Origin of the sequence: Halostella litorea (assembly GCF_004785955.1) — an archaeon.
GTDB classification, from domain to species: Archaea; Halobacteriota; Halobacteria; order Halobacteriales; family Natronoarchaeaceae; genus Halostella; species Halostella litorea.
The window spans coordinates 43,188-60,031 of record NZ_SJER01000010.1 but is presented as its reverse complement, the minus strand read 5'-3'; the positions used below and the strand labels follow the sequence as shown (position 1 = coordinate 60,031).

At 55.2% G+C, this 16,844-nt stretch carries 18 protein-coding genes and 3 pseudogenes; 14 read left to right on the top strand and 7 right to left on the bottom strand.

The genetic code is table 11. The features are described 5' to 3' along the window. Positions 1 to 540: 540 nt before the first annotated feature. The 3 genes from EYW40_RS19330 to EYW40_RS19320 form a co-directional block, all read right to left on the bottom strand. Complete coding sequence (locus EYW40_RS19330; protein ID WP_135823202.1) at positions 541 to 2,217, bottom strand: transposase; 1,677 nt, start codon at positions 2,215 to 2,217, stop codon at positions 541 to 543. 111 nt (positions 2,218 to 2,328) lie between these two features. Continuing rightward, on the bottom strand, positions 2,329 to 2,859 hold the full coding sequence (locus tag EYW40_RS19325; RefSeq protein WP_135823201.1) for a COX15/CtaA family protein: 531 nt from the start codon (positions 2,857 to 2,859) through the stop codon (positions 2,329 to 2,331). 130 nt (positions 2,860 to 2,989) lie between these two features. Next, a complete protein-coding gene (locus EYW40_RS19320) occupies positions 2,990 to 3,529 on the bottom strand; it encodes a winged helix-turn-helix transcriptional regulator (protein WP_135823200.1) in 540 nt (179 codons plus the stop codon). A 184-nt stretch (positions 3,530 to 3,713) separates the two neighbouring features. Between EYW40_RS19320 and EYW40_RS20530 the strand changes: the two genes are divergently transcribed. From EYW40_RS20530 to EYW40_RS19295, 6 genes are all read left to right on the top strand, one after another. Beyond that, positions 3,714 to 4,055, top strand: a complete 342-nt coding sequence (locus tag EYW40_RS20530; RefSeq protein ID WP_449271855.1) for a DUF7471 family protein — start codon at positions 3,714 to 3,716, stop codon at positions 4,053 to 4,055. Between the two features lie 97 nt (positions 4,056 to 4,152). After that, on the top strand, positions 4,153 to 4,518 hold the full coding sequence (locus EYW40_RS19315; RefSeq protein WP_135823199.1) for a high-potential iron-sulfur protein: 366 nt from the start codon (positions 4,153 to 4,155) through the stop codon (positions 4,516 to 4,518). 328 nt (positions 4,519 to 4,846) lie between these two features. Beyond that, on the top strand, positions 4,847 to 5,473 hold the full coding sequence (locus EYW40_RS19310; RefSeq protein ID WP_237560663.1) for a hypothetical protein: 627 nt from the start codon (positions 4,847 to 4,849) through the stop codon (positions 5,471 to 5,473). 70 nt (positions 5,474 to 5,543) lie between these two features. Further along, positions 5,544 to 6,221, top strand: coding sequence for an SCO family protein (locus EYW40_RS19305; protein ID WP_135823198.1), 678 nt, complete (start codon positions 5,544 to 5,546; stop codon positions 6,219 to 6,221). Beyond that, complete coding sequence (locus EYW40_RS19300) at positions 6,218 to 6,745, top strand: TlpA family protein disulfide reductase (RefSeq protein ID WP_135823197.1); 528 nt, start codon at positions 6,218 to 6,220, stop codon at positions 6,743 to 6,745. The genes EYW40_RS19305 and EYW40_RS19300 overlap by 4 nt, the downstream gene beginning before the upstream one ends. Position 6,746: 1 nt before the next feature. Next, positions 6,747 to 7,406 carry a cytochrome c biogenesis protein CcdA gene (locus EYW40_RS19295; protein ID WP_135823196.1) on the top strand — a complete coding sequence of 220 codons (660 nt, stop codon included), beginning with the start codon at positions 6,747 to 6,749 and terminating at the stop codon, positions 7,404 to 7,406. Between the two features lie 25 nt (positions 7,407 to 7,431). Here the strand turns inward: EYW40_RS19295 and EYW40_RS19290 are convergent. Both EYW40_RS19290 and EYW40_RS19285 read right to left on the bottom strand, forming a co-directional pair. Beyond that, positions 7,432 to 7,892 (bottom strand): annotated as a pseudogene (locus EYW40_RS19290) (DUF1405 domain-containing protein); the annotation flags it as partial. Between the two features lie 219 nt (positions 7,893 to 8,111). Then, positions 8,112 to 9,788: pseudogene (locus EYW40_RS19285) on the bottom strand (transposase). Between the two features lie 14 nt (positions 9,789 to 9,802). Here EYW40_RS19285 and EYW40_RS19280 point away from each other — a divergent pair. After that, positions 9,803 to 10,232: pseudogene (locus EYW40_RS19280) on the top strand (deoxyhypusine synthase family protein); the annotation flags it as partial. A gap of 308 nt (positions 10,233 to 10,540) precedes the next feature. Beyond that, positions 10,541 to 11,815, top strand: a complete 1,275-nt coding sequence (locus EYW40_RS19270) for an IS4 family transposase (protein WP_135823195.1) — start codon at positions 10,541 to 10,543, stop codon at positions 11,813 to 11,815. A 52-nt stretch (positions 11,816 to 11,867) separates the two neighbouring features. On the opposite strand, the gene EYW40_RS19265 is transcribed toward EYW40_RS19270, so the two are convergent. Continuing rightward, positions 11,868 to 12,536, bottom strand: coding sequence for a hypothetical protein (locus EYW40_RS19265; RefSeq protein WP_135823194.1), 669 nt, complete (start codon positions 12,534 to 12,536; stop codon positions 11,868 to 11,870). Positions 12,537 to 12,814: 278 nt separating this feature from the next. Here EYW40_RS19265 and EYW40_RS19260 point away from each other — a divergent pair, with 278 nt between their 5' ends. Together EYW40_RS19260 and EYW40_RS19255 are read left to right on the top strand one after the other, a co-directional pair. Continuing rightward, complete coding sequence (locus EYW40_RS19260) at positions 12,815 to 13,660, top strand: toll/interleukin-1 receptor domain-containing protein (RefSeq protein ID WP_135823193.1); 846 nt, start codon at positions 12,815 to 12,817, stop codon at positions 13,658 to 13,660. Between the two features lie 140 nt (positions 13,661 to 13,800). Further along, complete coding sequence (locus EYW40_RS19255) at positions 13,801 to 14,361, top strand: TATA-box-binding protein (RefSeq protein ID WP_135823192.1); 561 nt, start codon at positions 13,801 to 13,803, stop codon at positions 14,359 to 14,361. Positions 14,362 to 14,453: 92 nt separating this feature from the next. On the opposite strand, the gene EYW40_RS19250 is transcribed toward EYW40_RS19255, so the two are convergent. Beyond that, positions 14,454 to 14,735 carry a PadR family transcriptional regulator gene (locus tag EYW40_RS19250; RefSeq protein WP_135823191.1) on the bottom strand — a complete coding sequence of 94 codons (282 nt, stop codon included), beginning with the start codon at positions 14,733 to 14,735 and terminating at the stop codon, positions 14,454 to 14,456. Between the two features lie 138 nt (positions 14,736 to 14,873). Between EYW40_RS19250 and EYW40_RS19245 the strand changes: the two genes are divergently transcribed. The 4 genes from EYW40_RS19245 (at position 14,874) to EYW40_RS19230 (ending at position 16,841) form a co-directional block, all read left to right on the top strand. Then, the gene (locus EYW40_RS19245; protein ID WP_135823190.1) at positions 14,874 to 15,041 is read left to right on the top strand and encodes a DUF1931 domain-containing protein; all 168 of its coding nucleotides are present in this window, start codon (positions 14,874 to 14,876) and stop codon (positions 15,039 to 15,041) included. A gap of 75 nt (positions 15,042 to 15,116) precedes the next feature. Then, positions 15,117 to 16,169, top strand: coding sequence for an exodeoxyribonuclease VII large subunit (gene xseA, locus EYW40_RS19240; RefSeq protein WP_135823189.1), 1,053 nt, complete (start codon positions 15,117 to 15,119; stop codon positions 16,167 to 16,169). A gap of 2 nt (positions 16,170 to 16,171) precedes the next feature. Next, positions 16,172 to 16,354, top strand: coding sequence for an exodeoxyribonuclease VII small subunit (gene xseB, locus EYW40_RS19235; RefSeq protein ID WP_135823188.1), 183 nt, complete (start codon positions 16,172 to 16,174; stop codon positions 16,352 to 16,354). Positions 16,355 to 16,562: 208 nt separating this feature from the next. Continuing rightward, the gene (locus EYW40_RS19230) at positions 16,563 to 16,841 is read left to right on the top strand and encodes a hypothetical protein (RefSeq protein WP_135823205.1); all 279 of its coding nucleotides are present in this window, start codon (positions 16,563 to 16,565) and stop codon (positions 16,839 to 16,841) included. Positions 16,842 to 16,844: the final 3 nt, after the last annotated feature.

Genomic DNA, 16,844 nt, shown 5'->3' with positions numbered 1-16,844 from the left:
TCCGCTCATTCTCCCAAGTTTCTTCTAAATCCGGTTCATAGCTCTCGCTGAGCAGGTCTGCGAGCATCTTGACCAACTAACTCAACGGCCTGCTCACTTCTCAAACTAACTCAACTAGACAGTGCCTGAGTAGCGAACATTTCGGCGGTTGGACCAGTATCAGCACGTTTACGACTTTACTATCAACGTCAGCGCGATGTACTGGTCGCCTTGGAATGGGTAGCCCTCCCGGCTTGTCTGTGGTTAGAAGTAAAATCGACGAAAATGTCGAAGATCACCTTGTCCATAGCCACAAACCAGTCCGAGAACCGTATGCATTGAGAAGGCTGGTCTCATCTTCCATGGGTCTGGGGAAGTTGAGACTACACCGGGTTTAGCAGTGCTGTGATGCGTAGTTTCGACCGAAGCGATGAGTGGAAACTGCTTCAGGTCGTCCTCCAAACGGCCATTCTTGTTGAAATAACTACCATATGGCTATTTTCTGCAACTTTCGGTAGCGTTGCCACTCAGACGGCGCTCTATCACGGGTAGAGTACCTTACTATCCGATTCCAGTCTCCTTCTTCAACAGCGTGAGCGTATTATCTGCAGTCACCATCGGTGATCGTTCGTACTCACCCGTCAACTCGACCTGCACGAGTAGATCGACCGCTCGCCAAATCGAGTACAACAAACAGGCGAACGCGAAGTAGAAGAACCGCAGCCCGAAATCCGTTGACGTCGTCGCAGCCATGAATCGCTTGATCGACCTGTAGCCGCTCTCAATCTCCCAGCGATACCCATACTCGCTGAGGAATCCACCACCCCGGTTGGACATAAACACCGAGTACTGCCGATGATCGTCATACTCAGAATCGTCTTTCCGGCGGTAGATCAGCGTCGTCTCGTGCCACTCATTCTTCCCAAGATGGAGCTTCCGGTCCGTTTCGTATCGGTCCTGCCCCCGCTGGAGCAACCGTTTAGCTTGGGCTTTCTCGCTGGCCTGCATCCGCTTCGGGACGACGTAGGACAGTCCACGCTGGCCGATCATCTCCAGAACGTGCTGGCTGTCGAACTCCCGGTCCATCAGCACGTTATCGACGTGGACGAGCCCTTCAGCCGAATCCAGCAAGTCCTCAACGATTTCCTCGCGTGACTCACCTCGTCGAACCGGCCGCGTATCGAGCACAAGTGGGACAGCGTTGCCTACGAGCTGAACCGTGGCCCACTGGTAGGCGTACTCGTCGGTCTTCTCCTTTGTCCCGATTATCTCGTCCTCGTGGTCCGTCCTATCGCCCGTGAAGGGATCGTCCTCGGTGATGTCGATAGCGACGATCCCTGCCCGAAAGAACTCCTCCGTCTCTGTGACCTCATCAATGAGTCGTCGGATCGCCTGCCGGTACATCGCTCGAATCTGCCGGATAGAGAGATCGCGAATGTGGCCGCGGTGGGCGTGTCCGAGTGGTGTTCGATCCCGCGTTGACTCATGAATGAAACTGCGGGCTCCTTCGTTCGCAGCCAGCCGCTCGCGAAGTCCTAAATACGTTTGTAAGTCCCAGTATGCGTTCTCGTGAATCTCACAGCCGTCTCCACGATCCAGCGAGAATGCCGGGAAGACGATGTGACTGACGTGGTCGATGATTTTCTTTGCCCGCTCCAGAACGGTCTGATCATCTGGTACTGAGTCGTCTTCATTATCGTTCCGATAGCTGAGCTTCCGCTCTGGTTCTCGTGGAATCGCGATACCCGCATTCTGGGCCTTAATCAGGATCGTTCGAGCTGCCGTTTGGACGGCCTCGCGCAGGTCGGCAGTGAACCGCTCGTGCCAACTGCGCCATACCGTCGATTGATTCGGAATACTCTCAAAACCGAGGTCTCGTTGGAGTGCCGGTCGCTGTCGGAGGAATGTCAAGAGTGCCGTTTCGTGGTCCCATCCGTGAATCTCTTTAAGCAAGAACAACCGCACCAACTGCGGCATCTGATACCGCGTAGAGCCGAAATACTCGTCGTTCGGCCCAAAATCGACGTATTTCAGCGGATACTGACATATGAACTCCGCTATCGACTCGTGGGCGTCGTGATCGAACCAGACTCTGGCGACGGTTCGAATGTCCGATTGGAGAGCGGATACGGAACTCCGGTCGTATAGCGGTGTCGACCCGTATACTGGCCACTCGACATGCTGTAACTGTGCGATAGTCCGAAAGACATCCCGTCGCGATTGCTCTGTCGATGACATAGTAGACAACATTATGCCAAGGGCTTGAAGCCGGAAATCGAAGCAAATGAACAGTCCAGTAGATCGAGCGGAAGAGTTTTGATTCTGATTATACGAACCGCTCAATACAGCTCATCGACTGACTGATATCTTGGCATCGAGAGCCGGCCAACTCACGACAGCCGACGCAGTCAGTGCCACCAGAATCAACGTCGCCGTTGCCAAGTGCGATGTCACGATGACCGGTTCCAGCGACTGCGTGACAGTCAGCCCTCCCAGCACGACCTGCACCGGTAACAGGAGAGCGGCGAATACGGCAGACCCTCTCACGATGGAATTCTCTCGGGTGTACCAGGCAACGAGCGCCGTCGAGATGATTAGCAATCCGACGATCATTGCGAGCCCACGGTGGCCCCACTCGGCAAAGATCTGAAGTACCGAATACGGCGAATTGGCGATGATCTCTGGATGCAGGAAGGGGACGACCGTCCCATAACACATCGGCCAGTCGGGACAGGACAGGCCAGCCCCGATCGCACTCGTGTACGCACCGAGAATCATGAGTACGTACGTCCCTGCCAGCGTAACCGAGGCCAGTTGATGGTACTTGACACGTCGAGCGATGGCTTGTAGACGGTACGACCTGGTTTGTGGTTCTCCCATACGATTACTCCCCCTCGTTATTCGCGGTGATGATCACATCGGGAACCAGTTCCATCTCTATTGGGGTAACCTACGAGAGCCCATGATAAGCAGGATTTTGGTTCGGCTCTCTAACTGTGCTAGCTTTGTCTTATGGTTCGTTCCTGGTCGTGTCTGGATCACCGGCAAGTAGCCCGTCAACCAGTCGTGTGAACCGGTCCACCAGCCGGTCTGCGATCGACGGCTCCACGAGGCGAAGCATCCGGGCCGTCTCTTCTGAGTGGGTTATAACGAGAGTTACGTGGTTGCGAGTATCGCGCTTCTTCTCAACGAGGTCCTGTTCGACGAGGTGGTTGAGATGCCACTCAAGAGTGCTGCGCGCGATGTTCACCCCGTCGGCTACTACGTTGGGTGCACTCGGGCCGTTGGCCATGAGGTAGACGAGGATATCCCGTGCAGTTTCCCGACGGAGTACGGCCAACGCTCCCCGTTCCCAGGTTCCGTAGTCCGGGGTGTAGTAATGCGTCCGCCCGTACAGTGACTCCTCGACGACCTCATTGGAGCGTTCGAGTTTCCTGATATGGTATTGGACCTGTCCTGGTGCGAGGTCAAGCGTCCGGGTGAGTTCATTGAAATGGATGCCAGGATTCTGATTAACCTGACGGGCGATTTGATTTCGTGTTTCGGTCATTGTGATATCGCCACCCGGGGAGAGAACTCACCGGTTCAACTGTACCGATATCTTTGTGCAGTGGCTTCTATATCTCACGGTCCGCCGTTCAAGTTCGCTGATTGAACCACAACTTGTGAGTCGATCTGGCTACTGTGATTAACTATACCCGACTGGCCACATCGGATTTCCGGGGCTCAATCACATGCTGTCAATATCGTCACTCACCGCGGGCGTTCTATTACCACTCCATTTCGGGGTTTCACCGTCCGATAGCTTGCTTATCATTGCACTCAGTGCAGGTACAGTGTTCTCGATACTCGTCGCGTTGCTATCCTTCGCTGCGTACGTGAAGCGTCGAACCATGTCGTATCTACTTATCGCGATCGCGTTTTCTACGTTTCTCGGGAAGACGAGTTTGGGACTAACGTATCTGATGGGGAGTATGAACGCCGATATGCACCATTCGTTCGAACACTCGCTCGATGTCGTTATGATGGCTCTCGTGCTTGGTGCGGTGTACTACGCTCGTTCGAACGAAGGCTAATAGCTCGGCTCTGCCAAACGGCGATGGTAGACAAGTTAACGAGAGCTTCGATTATTAGACCAGAACGCCTACTCTAGTCGGGATGGGACTCTGGGGTATGAACGAACCCCCGACTCCCACACGACGCAGACTCTTGCACGTGCTTGGTGGAATCTCGCTCGTTGGACTGGCAGGCTGTGCCAGTGACGATTCTCAGTACGAGGACCTTCAGGGATCGGTCCCTGATGAGTACCGAACAGCGACTGCCCAGGGTGGGACTGAACGCTCCCCAGACAACCTTCAGTCGAAAGCAGGTGTCAACTACCACGAGGCACAGGGAACCACCACCTGCGAGAACTGCACCCACTACATCCCCGATATGAACGACGACGGTCTCGGTGCCTGTAGCCTCGTCGAGGGATATATCGAACCGAATGCATGGTGTACGATCTACGCTAGACACATCGAACAGTCAGTGAATTGATGAATTCGTGCTCGGTGAGAGGATTCGAACCGCCGCCGATGCAGATGACAATGGAACGGCCGAACTATACGTCGGATGGGACGGAGGGACATTTCTGACCCTGGTTGTCTATCAGAACAGACCAATTAGTCGACGGCGGCTCTCGAAGAGCGACGATACTATTAATCCACCACCAGTCCTCGCTGATATCGACGATGTCGGCCGGACCGACGAGATTCTCGTTCGGTAATGGGACCGTGGTCGTCATGACCACCTTCACGTCATGAGTGCACTTCGTTAATCGGACCAGAATCGCCATACTTCCACGCGTTGCCTCTCGTCCTGTTGCATGAGAGAGCAACAATCACCACTGCCGGACGAGGAATCGACGTCAGATACAACGACTCGACGGCGCTACCTCAAAGGGACGCTCGGTGCTGCTGCTACTGTCGCTGCCATTCCCGCTCTGAGTGGCGTTGCTGCGGCGCACTTTCCACTCGAACTTGATATCGATATTCAACCCGAGAACGCTGAGAACTTCATTGACGTAGAAGAACACGAGTGCGTCTCGGTCGCGGTCTATCCCTCCGTGTTTCTCAATGGCGATGGCGAACGAGAGACGTTCGACCCCACGAATGAACCTGTGCGGTATCGGTTCGGGTCACGGTTCACTCTCCAGGATGGCGAGGGGGCACGTCCACTCGACGATGGAGAAGTCACCCAAATCGAGACTGGGCATGGTGACAGCCAAGAGGCGCTCGTTCTGGAATTCCCGGTTGGCGACTTAGGGTTCGATGGTGAAGAGGAGACTGGATGGCTGTATTGGGAGCGTAATGAGGCCGGCGAACATGGCTACGCTGGCGTCGATTCCGTCAGAGTCTACGGAACGGAGCCATCGAACCGAGACCTTCTCGATCTACTCGGACGATTACTGCGTGGACGCACTCAATCACCAGGGCGAGCAGGGTCTAACTAAGAGCACGCAAGGACGTATATTCGAGACCCGAACCAGACACGCCAAATGGTTGAGGCCGTAACTGCCGAGTATGCACCGACGGACGTTTCTCAGGTCAACCACCACAGTGGGAGTGATCGGCGGACTCGCCGGTTGTCTCGGGAGTGTCGGCCTCGGCGATTCGAATCCCGATGTTGTCCTCGGTGAACCTGATCGAGAATTCAAGAGCAGTGACGTTCCGTATCCCGCGTGGGGCGAACGGATTCCGGATGTAACAGTTCCCGCGCCAATCGAGTCCCGAGAGATTCGCCTGCGTGATAGTGAGACGCCGTCGCTGCTTACGTTCTTTTTCAGCCATTGTCGAACCGTCTGTCCCGTCCTCATCTCGACACAGCGAAATATCCAGGTTCACGCGAAGAACAATGGGTACAGTGACGCCGTTTCGTTTTTCCCGATGACGTTTGACCCCGCCCGTGACACTGCCGAACGCCTCCGAACGTACGCCGAGGAAATGAACGTGGATGCCGATAACGAGAACTGGCACTTCCTCCGGCCAGCCTCGAAGGAGCGAGCCAAGGCCGTCATCGAGGACCAGTTCGGCGTCGCCTTCCAGCGGACTGACCCCGAAGATATGGATATGTATATGTTCGTTCACTCGGCTCTGACGTTGCTCGTCAATGCCGACGGGTTTGTCGAGCGTGCCTATCGCTCGAAATCGCCGGACGAGGAAACCATTATCTCCGATTTGAAGACGGTGAGAAACGCGTGAACCGCCGGCAGGCCATTGCCGGGATCGCTGGACTCGGACTTACTGGGGGGAGTCTATGGGTCGCACAAAATGGTCTGCCAAGTATGCAGTCTCGAGGTGAGCAGCAGCTTCCAATTCGCGTTGAGACCCTAGACGCACGTGGTTCGACGGCCGGCGAAGCGGTCGTGCCGACACCAGATACTGTCACTGTGGTCGACCTCTTCGCCACGTGGTGTGCCCCTTGCGACGACCAGCTCGAGATTCTGAACGCGATCCGGCCCGAGTATGAGGAGGTATCGTTTATCTCCGTGACGAACGAACGCCCGAGCGAGACGCTGACGAAAGCTGACATCGCCGAGTGGTGGAATCGCAATAACGGTGCTTGGACCGTCGGCTTGGATCCCGGTAGCGAGCTGCTGGCGGCGTTCGGAGCGGGAGGACTCCCCTACATCGCCATCACCGACGAGAACGGAACCATCGAGTTCGGCCACAGCGGGCTCGCCGGGGAGAAAACACTCCGAGACCAACTCGATTCACTGGTGTAACATGGTCGAACCTGCAGTCGTTGGGGCACTGGCCTTCGCTGCAAGCGCTGGCGTCGCGACGTTCTTCGCACCCTGTGCGTTCCCGCTTCTTCCGGGCTACGTGGGGTACTATCTGAGCGAGAACGATGGGGATACAGGGATGCTCGCACCTGCTGGTGCTGCTGCCGGAGGCGCACTCGGTGCTCTCGCCGTCGTCGCGCTGCTCGTCCTGGCGGTGGGTCAGCCAGTGAAGACCGCACTGCCGGTACTCGAACCGATTATCGGGGTTGGACTGATCGCCTTCGGCATCGCGACGCTCCTGAACCGCGGACCGGAACTTCGCGTCCCGCTTCCCGAACGACCGGCGTCAGTGACCGGATTCGGTGTGTTCGGTGCCGTGTATGCAGTTGCCGCAGCAGGCTGTGTGGTGCCACTCCTCTTCGGCGTGGTCACCCAAGCGCTCGCATTGCCGGCCCATTCGAGTGCCCTCGTACTGGCCGTGTATGCACTCGGGGTGACGCTCCCACTTGTTGGAGTGACGTTGCTCGCGGGCGTCGGAATCGACTCATGGCGCTCCTTGGGAACGTACTCGAGACGGGTCCAACAGGTTGCGGCCGTGGTGATGATAGTGGCCGGTGGTGGGCAGATCTACCTTGCAGTGTTCGAACTGGGCGTTCTGTGACGGGACCAGGACCCAAAGTGAGCTCTCAGCCCGCTACAGATCCCTCGTTTTGGGTGATTTTCACTCGTCGAGTCGCAACGGCGAGTATTGTCGCCAGAATCGTCAGCGCAACAGCGCCCGCAGCTGCAAAGTCGTGTGCCGGGGAGAGTGCTGGACGGTGCCGTTCACAATCGGTTCGACCGGCAACAGGGTGTGATGCGGTGTCCCGACGATCGGGACGAAGTAGTCGACGAGGTCGTTAAATCCGTACCAGATCACGGCACCGAGAATCGCTCGACCCGGAAAGTCACTGTAGCGATGGATGAGGAACGCTTGGACGACCATCCCCAAGTGTGAGACGAACAGGAAGGCGTACATCGCGTTCGAGACGAGTTTTCGTCCGAACAGTGGAACAACCTGCGGTGGTGGCGTAACCGTCGCGAGAAACGCGTCTGCGAACACCGTCAGGACGTACGAGGTCCAGAAACCGATCTCGATGAGACCGTATGCATTGAGACGACCGGGCTCAACTTCCACGACCCTTGGAAGTTGAGACTATAGCGGGTTTGTGATGCGTGTTTTCGGCTGAATCGACGAGCGGAATCTGCTTCAGATTGTTCTCCAAACGAGCATTCTTATTGCATTTCTAACTATAAACCCAAATTTCTGCGATTTTCGGTAGCGTTGCCACTCAAACGGCGCGCTAACACGGGTAGATCCCCCTCACTACCCGATTCCAGTTTCCTTCTTCAGCAGCGTCAGCGTATTATCGGCTGTCACGATTGGCGAATGCTCGTACTCACCAGTCAACTCAACCTGTACGAGCAGGTCCACCGCTCGCCAGATCGAGTACAACAGACAGGCGAACACGAAGTAGAAGAACCGCAATCCGAAATTCTTGGAGGTCGTCACCGCCATGAAGCGTTTGATCGACCTGTAGCCGCTCTCGATTTCCCACCTGTAGCCATACTCACTGAGGAAGCTACTGCCTCGATTGGACATGAACACCGAATACTGACGGTGGTCGTCGTGCTCAGAGTTCTCTTTCCGACGGTAGATCAGCGTCGTCTTGTGCCACTCGTTGTTGCCGAGATGGAGTTTCCGACCCGTCTCGTAGCGGTCTTTCCCTCGGTTGAGCAGGCGTTTCGCCTGGGCTTTCTCGCTGGTCTGCATCCGCTTGGGCACGACATACGAGAGGCCACGTTGGCTGACCAGCTCGAGGACGTGCTGACTGTCGAACTCCCGGTCCATCAGGACATTATCGACGTGAACGAGGTCCTGAGCCGAATCAAGCAAGTCCTCAACGATCTCCTTGCGTGACTCGCCTTTCTGTACCGGCCGCACATCAAGGACGAGCGGGACTGCATTACCGACTAGCTGGACTGTCGCCCACTGGTACGCGTACTCGTCGGTCTGTTCTTTCGTCCCGATTATCTCGTCCTCGTGGCCCGTTCTATCGCCTGTGAAGGGGTCGGCTTCAGTGATGTCGACGGCGACGATCCCTGCGCGGAAAAACTTCTCCGTCTCTGCGACTTCGTCTATGAGTTGCCGGATCGCCTGTCGGTACATCGTTCGAATCTGCTCGATAGAGAGACCACGAATGTGCTCGCGATGGGCGTGGCCCAGCGGCGTCCGGTCTCGGTTTGACTCGTGAATAAAGCTCCAAGCGCCTTCGTTCACGGCGAGATTCTCTCGAAGTCCGAGATACGTCTGGAGGTCCCAGTAGGCGTTCTCGTGGATCTCACACCCCTCACCACGGTCCAGTGAGAACGTCGGGAAAGCAACGCGACTTACGTGCTCAGTGACTGTCTCTGCTTGCTCCAGCACGACCTGATCGCCAGGGTCCGATTCCCTACTCTCGTCACCGTGTCTACGGCTCTGTCGTTCTGGCTTGCGCGGAACTGAGATACCTGCATTCTGGGCTTTGATGAGGATGGTTCGAGCCGCTGTCTTGACGGTGTTGCGGAGGTCAGCTGTGAAACGGTGGTGCCAGCTGCGCCAGAGTGTCGACTGATTCGGCACCGACTCTAGACCAAGTCGCTCGCAGAGGTCGGGTTGCTGGGTAAGGTATTCGACGAGGGCAGTCTCGTGGCCCCAGCCGTAGAGTTCTTTCAGCACAAACAGGCGAAACAGCGTCTCCATTTCGTAGCTTGTCGAGCTTGTGTACTGGTCATGTGCATCAAACCGGACGTATGCGAGCGGCAGTGTGGAGACAAACGGTTCGACTGCTTCGTATTCGCCGTGGTCAAACTATATTTCCGCGACGACGCGGACGTCCGATTCGAGCGCGGGAAGCGACGTGCGATCGAACAGCGGGGTGGATTCGTATGCAGGCCAGTCCACGTAGGATTGTTGGGCGATCTGGCGGAAGACAGTACGGCGAGACTCACGTGTCGGGGCCACGGCGGGACGGTAGCGATGACACGCTCAAGAATCCGTCTGACTACAATGACGTTCCCATGTACTGTCCAGCGCTGACGGACGCAGAAGTTGGAAACTTTCTCTACTATAACAGACAGGGGTATGATTCGGGGGTCGGCATCGAAATCCTTGACAACTACGACTTGCTTATCGAGGATGGGATGCTCGCTGACACGACAGGTCTGATCGCAGTCGGAGGTGGCGTTCCGAAACACCATTCATGACGAATCTGTTCCGGGGTGGGGCGGATTACGTCATCTACATTTCGACCGGTATGGAAGGAGATGGATCACTCTCTGGAGCGCCCCCGGACGAGGCAGTATCGAGGGGGAAGATAAAGGATGATGAGCGGTGAATTACACGCAGGTCGAGGCAGAGGCAACGCTCGTCTTCTCACTGCTCGTGGCAGGTGCTTTCAGCGATTAATTCGAAATTAAAAGCCTGCAGCACTACCTCACTCTGGGCCGGGGGCCGAAGTGGTTCTCCAGGTGCTTCGATCGAGCGTTCATGCCCATTTCTCAGTTGAAGACTCTGAAGCGTCGCTGGCGGACATAGTTGACACTGAGAACCTTGACGTGTGAGTACGATCTACTCACTGAACCGCGCAATGCGGCAGTTACATCCGTCTTTAGCTAAGAGGAGAACCACGAGACAGCGGCGGCTTATCGAGGCTTCTTTTCGAGAGGAATGAGGAGGCGACGGCTGTGCACACCAAAGCCTCCTCATCGAGAATCATGCGTCGGCTCACTACATTGTTTCCCTCCGAGTTCCTCGAAGAGCACGCCGAGGAACTCGGCGTGGTCGAGCGTGAAGGGAAGCTTCAGGTTCCAGTCCTCGTGTGGGCGCTCGTGTTCGGCTTCGCCGCAGGCGAGAGCCGAACACTCGCTGGGTTCAGACGGAGCTACAACTCGACCGCTGATGAGACGATCTCACCAGGCGGTTTCTATCACCGGTTGACGCCGACACTCGCGGAGTACCTCCGCGACCTCGTCGAGCACGGCCTCGACGAGGTCGCTGTTCCCGACGCTGTTGACGCTGATATCGACCGATTCAGGGACGTGATGATCGCTGACGGAACCGTGTTGCGGTTGCACGAGTTCCTCTCTGAGGAGTTCCAAGCCCGTCACGAGGAGCAGGCTGGAGCGAAGCTCCACCTGCTCCACAATGCCACCGACGAGACGATTGAACGGATCGACGTGACCGACGAGAAAACGCACGACAGCACGCTGTTCAAGACGGGTTCGTGGCTGCACGGACGGCTAGTTCTGCTCGATCTGGCGTACTTCAAGTACCGTCGCTTTGCGTTGATCGACGAGAACGACGGCTACTTCGTGAGTCGGCTGAAAGAGAACGCGAATCCGGTGATAACGGAGGAGTTACGGGCCTGGCGCGGCCGCGCCAGGCCCTTGGTGGGTGAACAGATCCAGGATGTCGTTGACGATCTGCACCGACAGTACATCGACGTGGAGGTCGAAGCGGAGTTCAAGCGGGGACAGTACGAGGGAACGCGCTCGCTGGACACGAAGCGGTTCCGCGTCGTCGGCGTCCGTGACGAGGACGCCGACGACTACCATCTGTACATCACGAATCTGCCGCGAAATGAGTTTCTCCCGGCGGATCTCGCAACGCTGTATCGGTGCCGGTGGGAGGTAGAAACCCTGTTTCGTGAGTTGAAGACGCAGTACGAGTTGGACGAGTTCGACACGAGCGATCCGGATGTCGTGAAAATTCTGTTGTACGCGGCGTTGCTGTCGCTGCTGGTGAGTCGTGAGCTGTTGGATCTGGTCACCGAGCAGGCCGACGATGAGATCGTGTTCCCGCCGGAACGCTGGGCGGCGACCTTCCGGTCGCACGCCCAGCTCATCCTCCACGAACTCGGCGAATATCTCGGGTACTCGCCACCGCCGCTGTTGGAGCGGCTGATCGAAGATGCACAGAAGATCCACCAACAACGACCGATCCTACAAGAGACGCTCGCTACCACTACGCAACCGAGGTGTGAGTCTTAGCTAAAGACGAATGGATGTAGGGTTAGTTCCGGTTTTCGATGGGATGAGTAGATCAGGATAGAGATGGTAGAGTGAATGTCAGAATCACAACCCCAATTCCAAATGTTGTTAATCCCCAAGCCATCTTGCGATATAGGTGAAATAAATTCTCCTCGTTGTCTTCCATAATATCTCTGTTCTTTTCAATACAGTCTATTTGATCCCCTAATAATCTGGCTGGATTCTCGTCTTCAATAATATCCCTCAAATCAGCCGCTTCTGGGCCTATTATTGCCCTTCGTGTTGGACCATAGTCAACTCCTTTTCCGACAAGAAGGAGAACTAACTTTGTGACTTGCTTCCAATAGGGAATCGAATTTACGGGCCTACCGGAGAGGACGTTTAACGCTGAGTAACTTCCGCGAAAGAATCCAATAATGCCACGAGCTAATAGGAATATTCCAAGAATTACACTTATCGGTCCGGCTATTACCCCTGAGAACCCTTCTCCAACAATTCTGACGGGTAGTTCAGTAGTGATCGAAGTCGAAAGAACAGCGGTTAGAGCCGCCACAAGGATACCAGCCACGGTAAACTGCACGCGGAGAACCCTGAGTGCTTGATTGCGTTGTTCCCGTATTTCTTGGAGTTGATGGTTCAAGATTCGAGTTATTTCTGAAGTAGCCCACGAACTATCGTTGTGAGGTTTCTCTTCATTCTGTGCTGGCGTATTCTCGGACATATTGAAACCAATTTCAAGTTGACCCGTTTGTTCTTTGGGTGAATACTCCTAGGAATAAGGAGATGCATCCTCTATACTGACCAATTCAACAGTGTAGCACAGTTCAGCTATGACAGGTTAGTTGTTTAAACGCGCGCTTGTACAAGCCTCGCTCAGTTCCGGGAGGGGGATTCCAATTACATGCTCAACCCGTGCCACTGCATGGCCCTGTGATGAATCACTTTCACAGGTGAGTTTTTAACTCATAGGGGCTAAAATAGCAATAAGCAACTGAAAATATGTGGGATGCTTTTGTAAGCCATGCGGGAGAAGATAAAGATGAATTTGTAGAACCTCTAGCTAAGGAGTTGGAAAATTACGGTCTAAACGTATGGTATGATGATTTTGAACTCTCTGTCGGAGATAGCATCCCGGACGAAATTCAACGCGGTTTGCATAACTCTGATTATGGTGTTGTTATCCTTTCTGAAGCTTTCTTTGAGAAGAGTTGGACACAAGAGGAATTAGATTCACTAATCCAACGGGATGTGACTGAGATGGATAAAGTCATCCTCCCCGTTTGTTATGATATTACACCACAAGATGTACTTTCCCACCACAAGCTTTTGGGCAAACGATATCTGATTTCTGGAGATTCAATGTCTGTTTCCAAGATCGCCCAGGAGCTCTACCAAGAGATACTAGAAAATCGCACAAAACCTCTCACAGACGACGGGTTGGAAGAGTTCGACCCTGAAACTCTGGACTATCTCGCCGAAATTATCGGGGATATAAAACAAGGGACAGAAATTAAAAAATTTTTCGAACGTCTGAATTTTGAAATCGATTGGGATGATGCAAAAGAAGGCAGCATACATGAGTGGATTGCAACATTCCCCGTTGAGGCCAAAGAAAAAGGAATAGATTTAGAGAGTGCAAGGAAGAGTACGATTTTAGAAAACCTCAAAGAGCTAAATAACGAAGACCCATCAAATATAATATCTATTGTTGAAAAATTAGCTCATCCTAGACACTATATTGAGAATGATAAAGATAGAGCGCAAGTTGTAGAAAAATTGAACATCATCCTGAAATGGGAGGACTTGAGAATAGTTGACCAAGGAGAAGTAAAGAAGTTAACCTAAGCCACTAATCAATCGAGCTGATAAGAGAATTCTCTGTACTTAGCGACCTACGCTCGAATCTAGTAGCCGTTGAGAGTTTCAACAGAGCCCCAAATTTTCACCCGCCGTACTTTAAGTGAGTTGTCCGAGGAACACTCTGTATGAGCACGCTGGCAGACACGATTCACATCGAGAACGTTGTTGCATCCAGTGATCTCGGCCAAGAACTCGCCCTCGACCAACTCTCCACAGACCTTCCCGGCGCCGAGTACAACCCCGAGGACTTTCCGGGAATCGTCTACCGCCTCCAGGAACCGAAGTCAGCCACGCTGATCTTCCGGTCGGGCAAAGTCGTCTGCACTGGTGCGAAAAGCGTCGATGACGTTCACGAAGCCCTCGGGATCGTTTTCGATGATATCCGCGAGTTAGGCATCGATGTCGCGAGTAATCCGCCGATCGAGGTGCAAAACATCGTCTCCAGTGCCAGCCTCGAGCAGTCGCTGAACTTGAACGCAATCGCAATCGGGCTCGGCTTAGAGCAAATCGAGTATGAACCCGAACAGTTCCCTGGCCTTGTCTACCGGCTTGACGACCCCGACGTCGTCGTTCTCTTGTTCGGCAGTGGCAAACTCGTGATTACCGGCGCAAATGAATCTGAGGACGCCAAGCACGCGCTGGGACACGTCAAAGACCGCCTCACTGAGCTCGGCCTGCTTGAATGAGCCCATGGTCTCTAAACCGATAACTGTCCGAAAGAAGCAGTGTTGCTGGAGTGGGTGACATCCACCGTCCCTGATCGCTGGAAACAGAGGTGTTACTCGCTGAGGTCGACGTACTGGGTTTCCCAGTCGCGACGAGCAGCAATTTCACGGCGGCCACGCTGTGTGAGCGTGTACACGTTCGTGCGTTTGTCGAGTTGTCCCTTTTCGAGGAGGCCTTTGTCGACGAGGTCGTCGAGATTTGGATAAAGACGGCCATGATTGATTTCTTGTTCGTAGTAGTCCTCGAGTTCGTCCTTGACTGCGAGCCCATGTGGTTCGTCGAGCCCGGCGATCACGGTCAAGATATCCCGCTGGAATCCGGTTAAATCGTGCATCTGTCTATTTCTCTTCTTTTCGGGGATTGATTAAGTGTTCTCTGGTGCTCAGAGGGGAATACTCGATACTACTTGGCCGAAATCCGGGGTGAGAAAGTTCGAACCTTTATACGGTGGCCAAGCGAAACCTGCGATGGAATGTCTGACCTAATCGTCAAAGCAGCCGTGAAGGACGAACTTTCGGAGCACAACGTCTCGGCCGATTTCTACGACGCCCTCAACGAGGAAGTTGCCGAACTGCTCAACGACGCCGCCGACCGTGCCGAGGCCAACGACCGGAAGACGGTCCAGCCCCGCGACCTGTAGGCCTGTGTAACGCAGCCGACCCCGTCACTCGAACGTAGCTTTTTGAGGTTCCTGTTCAGAAGTTAGGAAACGGAGATGGCGGACGCACCGGACACCGAACGGCAGGCGGTCGAACCCGACGCGAAAGAGGTTCTTAGCGTGTCACAGCTGAACGACCGGATTGCATCGGTCGTCCAGGACACGCCTGCCCTCAACGGCGTCCGCTGTATTGGCGAAGTCACTGACCTTCACCAGAACAGTACGGCGCTCTACTTCACACTCACCGACGGCGACGCCGAACTCCCCTGTATGATCTGGGCGAACCGTTACCGGGAGATGGACGCCGACCTCGAGGACGGGACCGAAGTCATCCTCGAGGGCGATATCGACTACTGGGTCGAAGGTGGGAAAATCGACCTCAAACCGTGGGAGGTGATCGTCGTCGGCGACGGCGACCAGGCGGCTGCAGTCGAGCGACTGCGAAGCGAACTCGAAGAGCGTGGCTGGTTCGACGACGAGCAGAAACAGCAGCCGCCAGCGTTCCCGGAGCGGGTCGGCGTCGTCACGTCCCTCCGAGGGGACGCCCGGTACGACATCCAGAACGCGATCCACGAGCAGGACCCCACCGTCGACATCCTGGTGAAGGACGCAACCGTCCAGGGGTCGAACGCGCCGACATCCATCGCGAACGGCATCCACCATCTCGACCGCTCGGAGGACGTCGACGCGATCATCATCGGTCGGGGCGGTGGGAGCGATTCGAACCTCCAAGCGTTCAACACGGAGCGGGTCGCGGAGGCGATCTTCACCGCCAATACCCCGGTGGTCACGGCGATTGGACACACCGATGACCGACTCATCGCGGATCAGGTGACGGACGTCGCGACGATCACGCCCACCGCCGCCGGCGAGTATATCGCGAACTCCCGGAATGACTTTCTCGCCAGCGAGATCGAGCCGCTAGAGCAGCAACTTGACGCTGCGTACGAGACCTTCCAGCAGGAGCACGAACACGAGGCGGAACTGGCAGAGGCTGTCGAGGAGGTGACGGCACCAGAGGGTCTTCCGCCAGTCTACTACAAGGCCGCTATTGCCGTGCTTCTGGTGCTGTTGCTGCTCATCACTGCGCTCTGGCTGGAGGTGATCTAAGCGTGGCAAAAGACTCTGAAATCCACGACCGACTGAGCCGCGTCGAGGAGATTATTGAGCAACTCGACGCGGACGAGTGCAACCTCGATGAAGGCACAGCACTCCACGAGGAAGGCCAGGAGCTCTTGGCTGAGGTGCGAGAAATCCTCGACGAGGGAAGTGGAGAAGTTGTGGAGCTCGAGTAAGCGAGCTGGCGCTCATTCTTAACCAACAGCCCCCTCATTCTTCCCCGGTTTGTTGGTTAAGTCTTTTTCTGCGACATGAACTAGTGATTCGGTTATAAGTCTTCAAACATTATTACGCCACTTGATATCCAGAAAGCATTTAGGTATCATCCAGCTACGCCGCCAATATGTACCGGGACTCAGCCAGGGCACACCCATACCCGCATGGATGATTACGAGGTCAGTCACCATCGAGGACATCGATGATCTGTACCTGATGTGGAACGACCACATCAACGCCTCCGCCCTCTATCGCCGCGCTCTCCGCGAGGAAATGGACGTTCACGGTGTTGATCCCGATGAACTCCGCGACCTCCTCGAACGGGCCCGCGAGCAGGGCTACACACTGGAAGAGATCGCAGAGGACACCAACCGATTCGACGACCTCCAGTCGCTCGTTGAAGACGAGCAGAGCCAGCCACCGACTGGAGATGCCGCCGATGATTAACCC

Excerpts from the sequence above, each read along its gene's own strand:
- EYW40_RS19320 (WP_135823200.1), bottom strand. The coding sequence starts at position 3,529 with ATGACCGAAACACGAAATCAAATCGCCCGTCAGGTTAATCAGAATCCT.
- EYW40_RS19295 (WP_135823196.1), top strand. The coding sequence starts at position 6,747 with ATGGTCGAACCTGCAGTCGTTGGGGCACTGGCCTTCGCTGCAAGCGCT.
- EYW40_RS19265 (WP_135823194.1), bottom strand. The coding sequence starts at position 12,536 with ATGTCCGAGAATACGCCAGCACAGAATGAAGAGAAACCTCACAACGAT.
- EYW40_RS19325 (WP_135823201.1), bottom strand. The coding sequence starts at position 2,859 with ATGGGAGAACCACAAACCAGGTCGTACCGTCTACAAGCCATCGCTCGA.
- xseA (WP_135823189.1), top strand. The coding sequence starts at position 15,117 with ATGGCGGACGCACCGGACACCGAACGGCAGGCGGTCGAACCCGACGCG.
- EYW40_RS19310 (WP_237560663.1), top strand. The coding sequence starts at position 4,847 with ATGAGAGAGCAACAATCACCACTGCCGGACGAGGAATCGACGTCAGAT.
- EYW40_RS19260 (WP_135823193.1), top strand. The coding sequence starts at position 12,815 with ATGTGGGATGCTTTTGTAAGCCATGCGGGAGAAGATAAAGATGAATTT.
- EYW40_RS19305 (WP_135823198.1), top strand. The coding sequence starts at position 5,544 with ATGCACCGACGGACGTTTCTCAGGTCAACCACCACAGTGGGAGTGATC.
- EYW40_RS19250 (WP_135823191.1), bottom strand. The coding sequence starts at position 14,735 with ATGCACGATTTAACCGGATTCCAGCGGGATATCTTGACCGTGATCGCC.
- EYW40_RS19230 (WP_135823205.1), top strand. The coding sequence starts at position 16,563 with ATGATTACGAGGTCAGTCACCATCGAGGACATCGATGATCTGTACCTG.
- EYW40_RS19315 (WP_135823199.1), top strand. The coding sequence starts at position 4,153 with ATGAACGAACCCCCGACTCCCACACGACGCAGACTCTTGCACGTGCTT.
- EYW40_RS19330 (WP_135823202.1), bottom strand. The coding sequence starts at position 2,217 with ATGTCATCGACAGAGCAATCGCGACGGGATGTCTTTCGGACTATCGCA.
- EYW40_RS19255 (WP_135823192.1), top strand. The coding sequence starts at position 13,801 with ATGAGCACGCTGGCAGACACGATTCACATCGAGAACGTTGTTGCATCC.
- EYW40_RS19270 (WP_135823195.1), top strand. The coding sequence starts at position 10,541 with ATGCGTCGGCTCACTACATTGTTTCCCTCCGAGTTCCTCGAAGAGCAC.
- EYW40_RS19245 (WP_135823190.1), top strand. The coding sequence starts at position 14,874 with ATGTCTGACCTAATCGTCAAAGCAGCCGTGAAGGACGAACTTTCGGAG.
- EYW40_RS20530 (WP_449271855.1), top strand. The coding sequence starts at position 3,714 with ATGCTGTCAATATCGTCACTCACCGCGGGCGTTCTATTACCACTCCAT.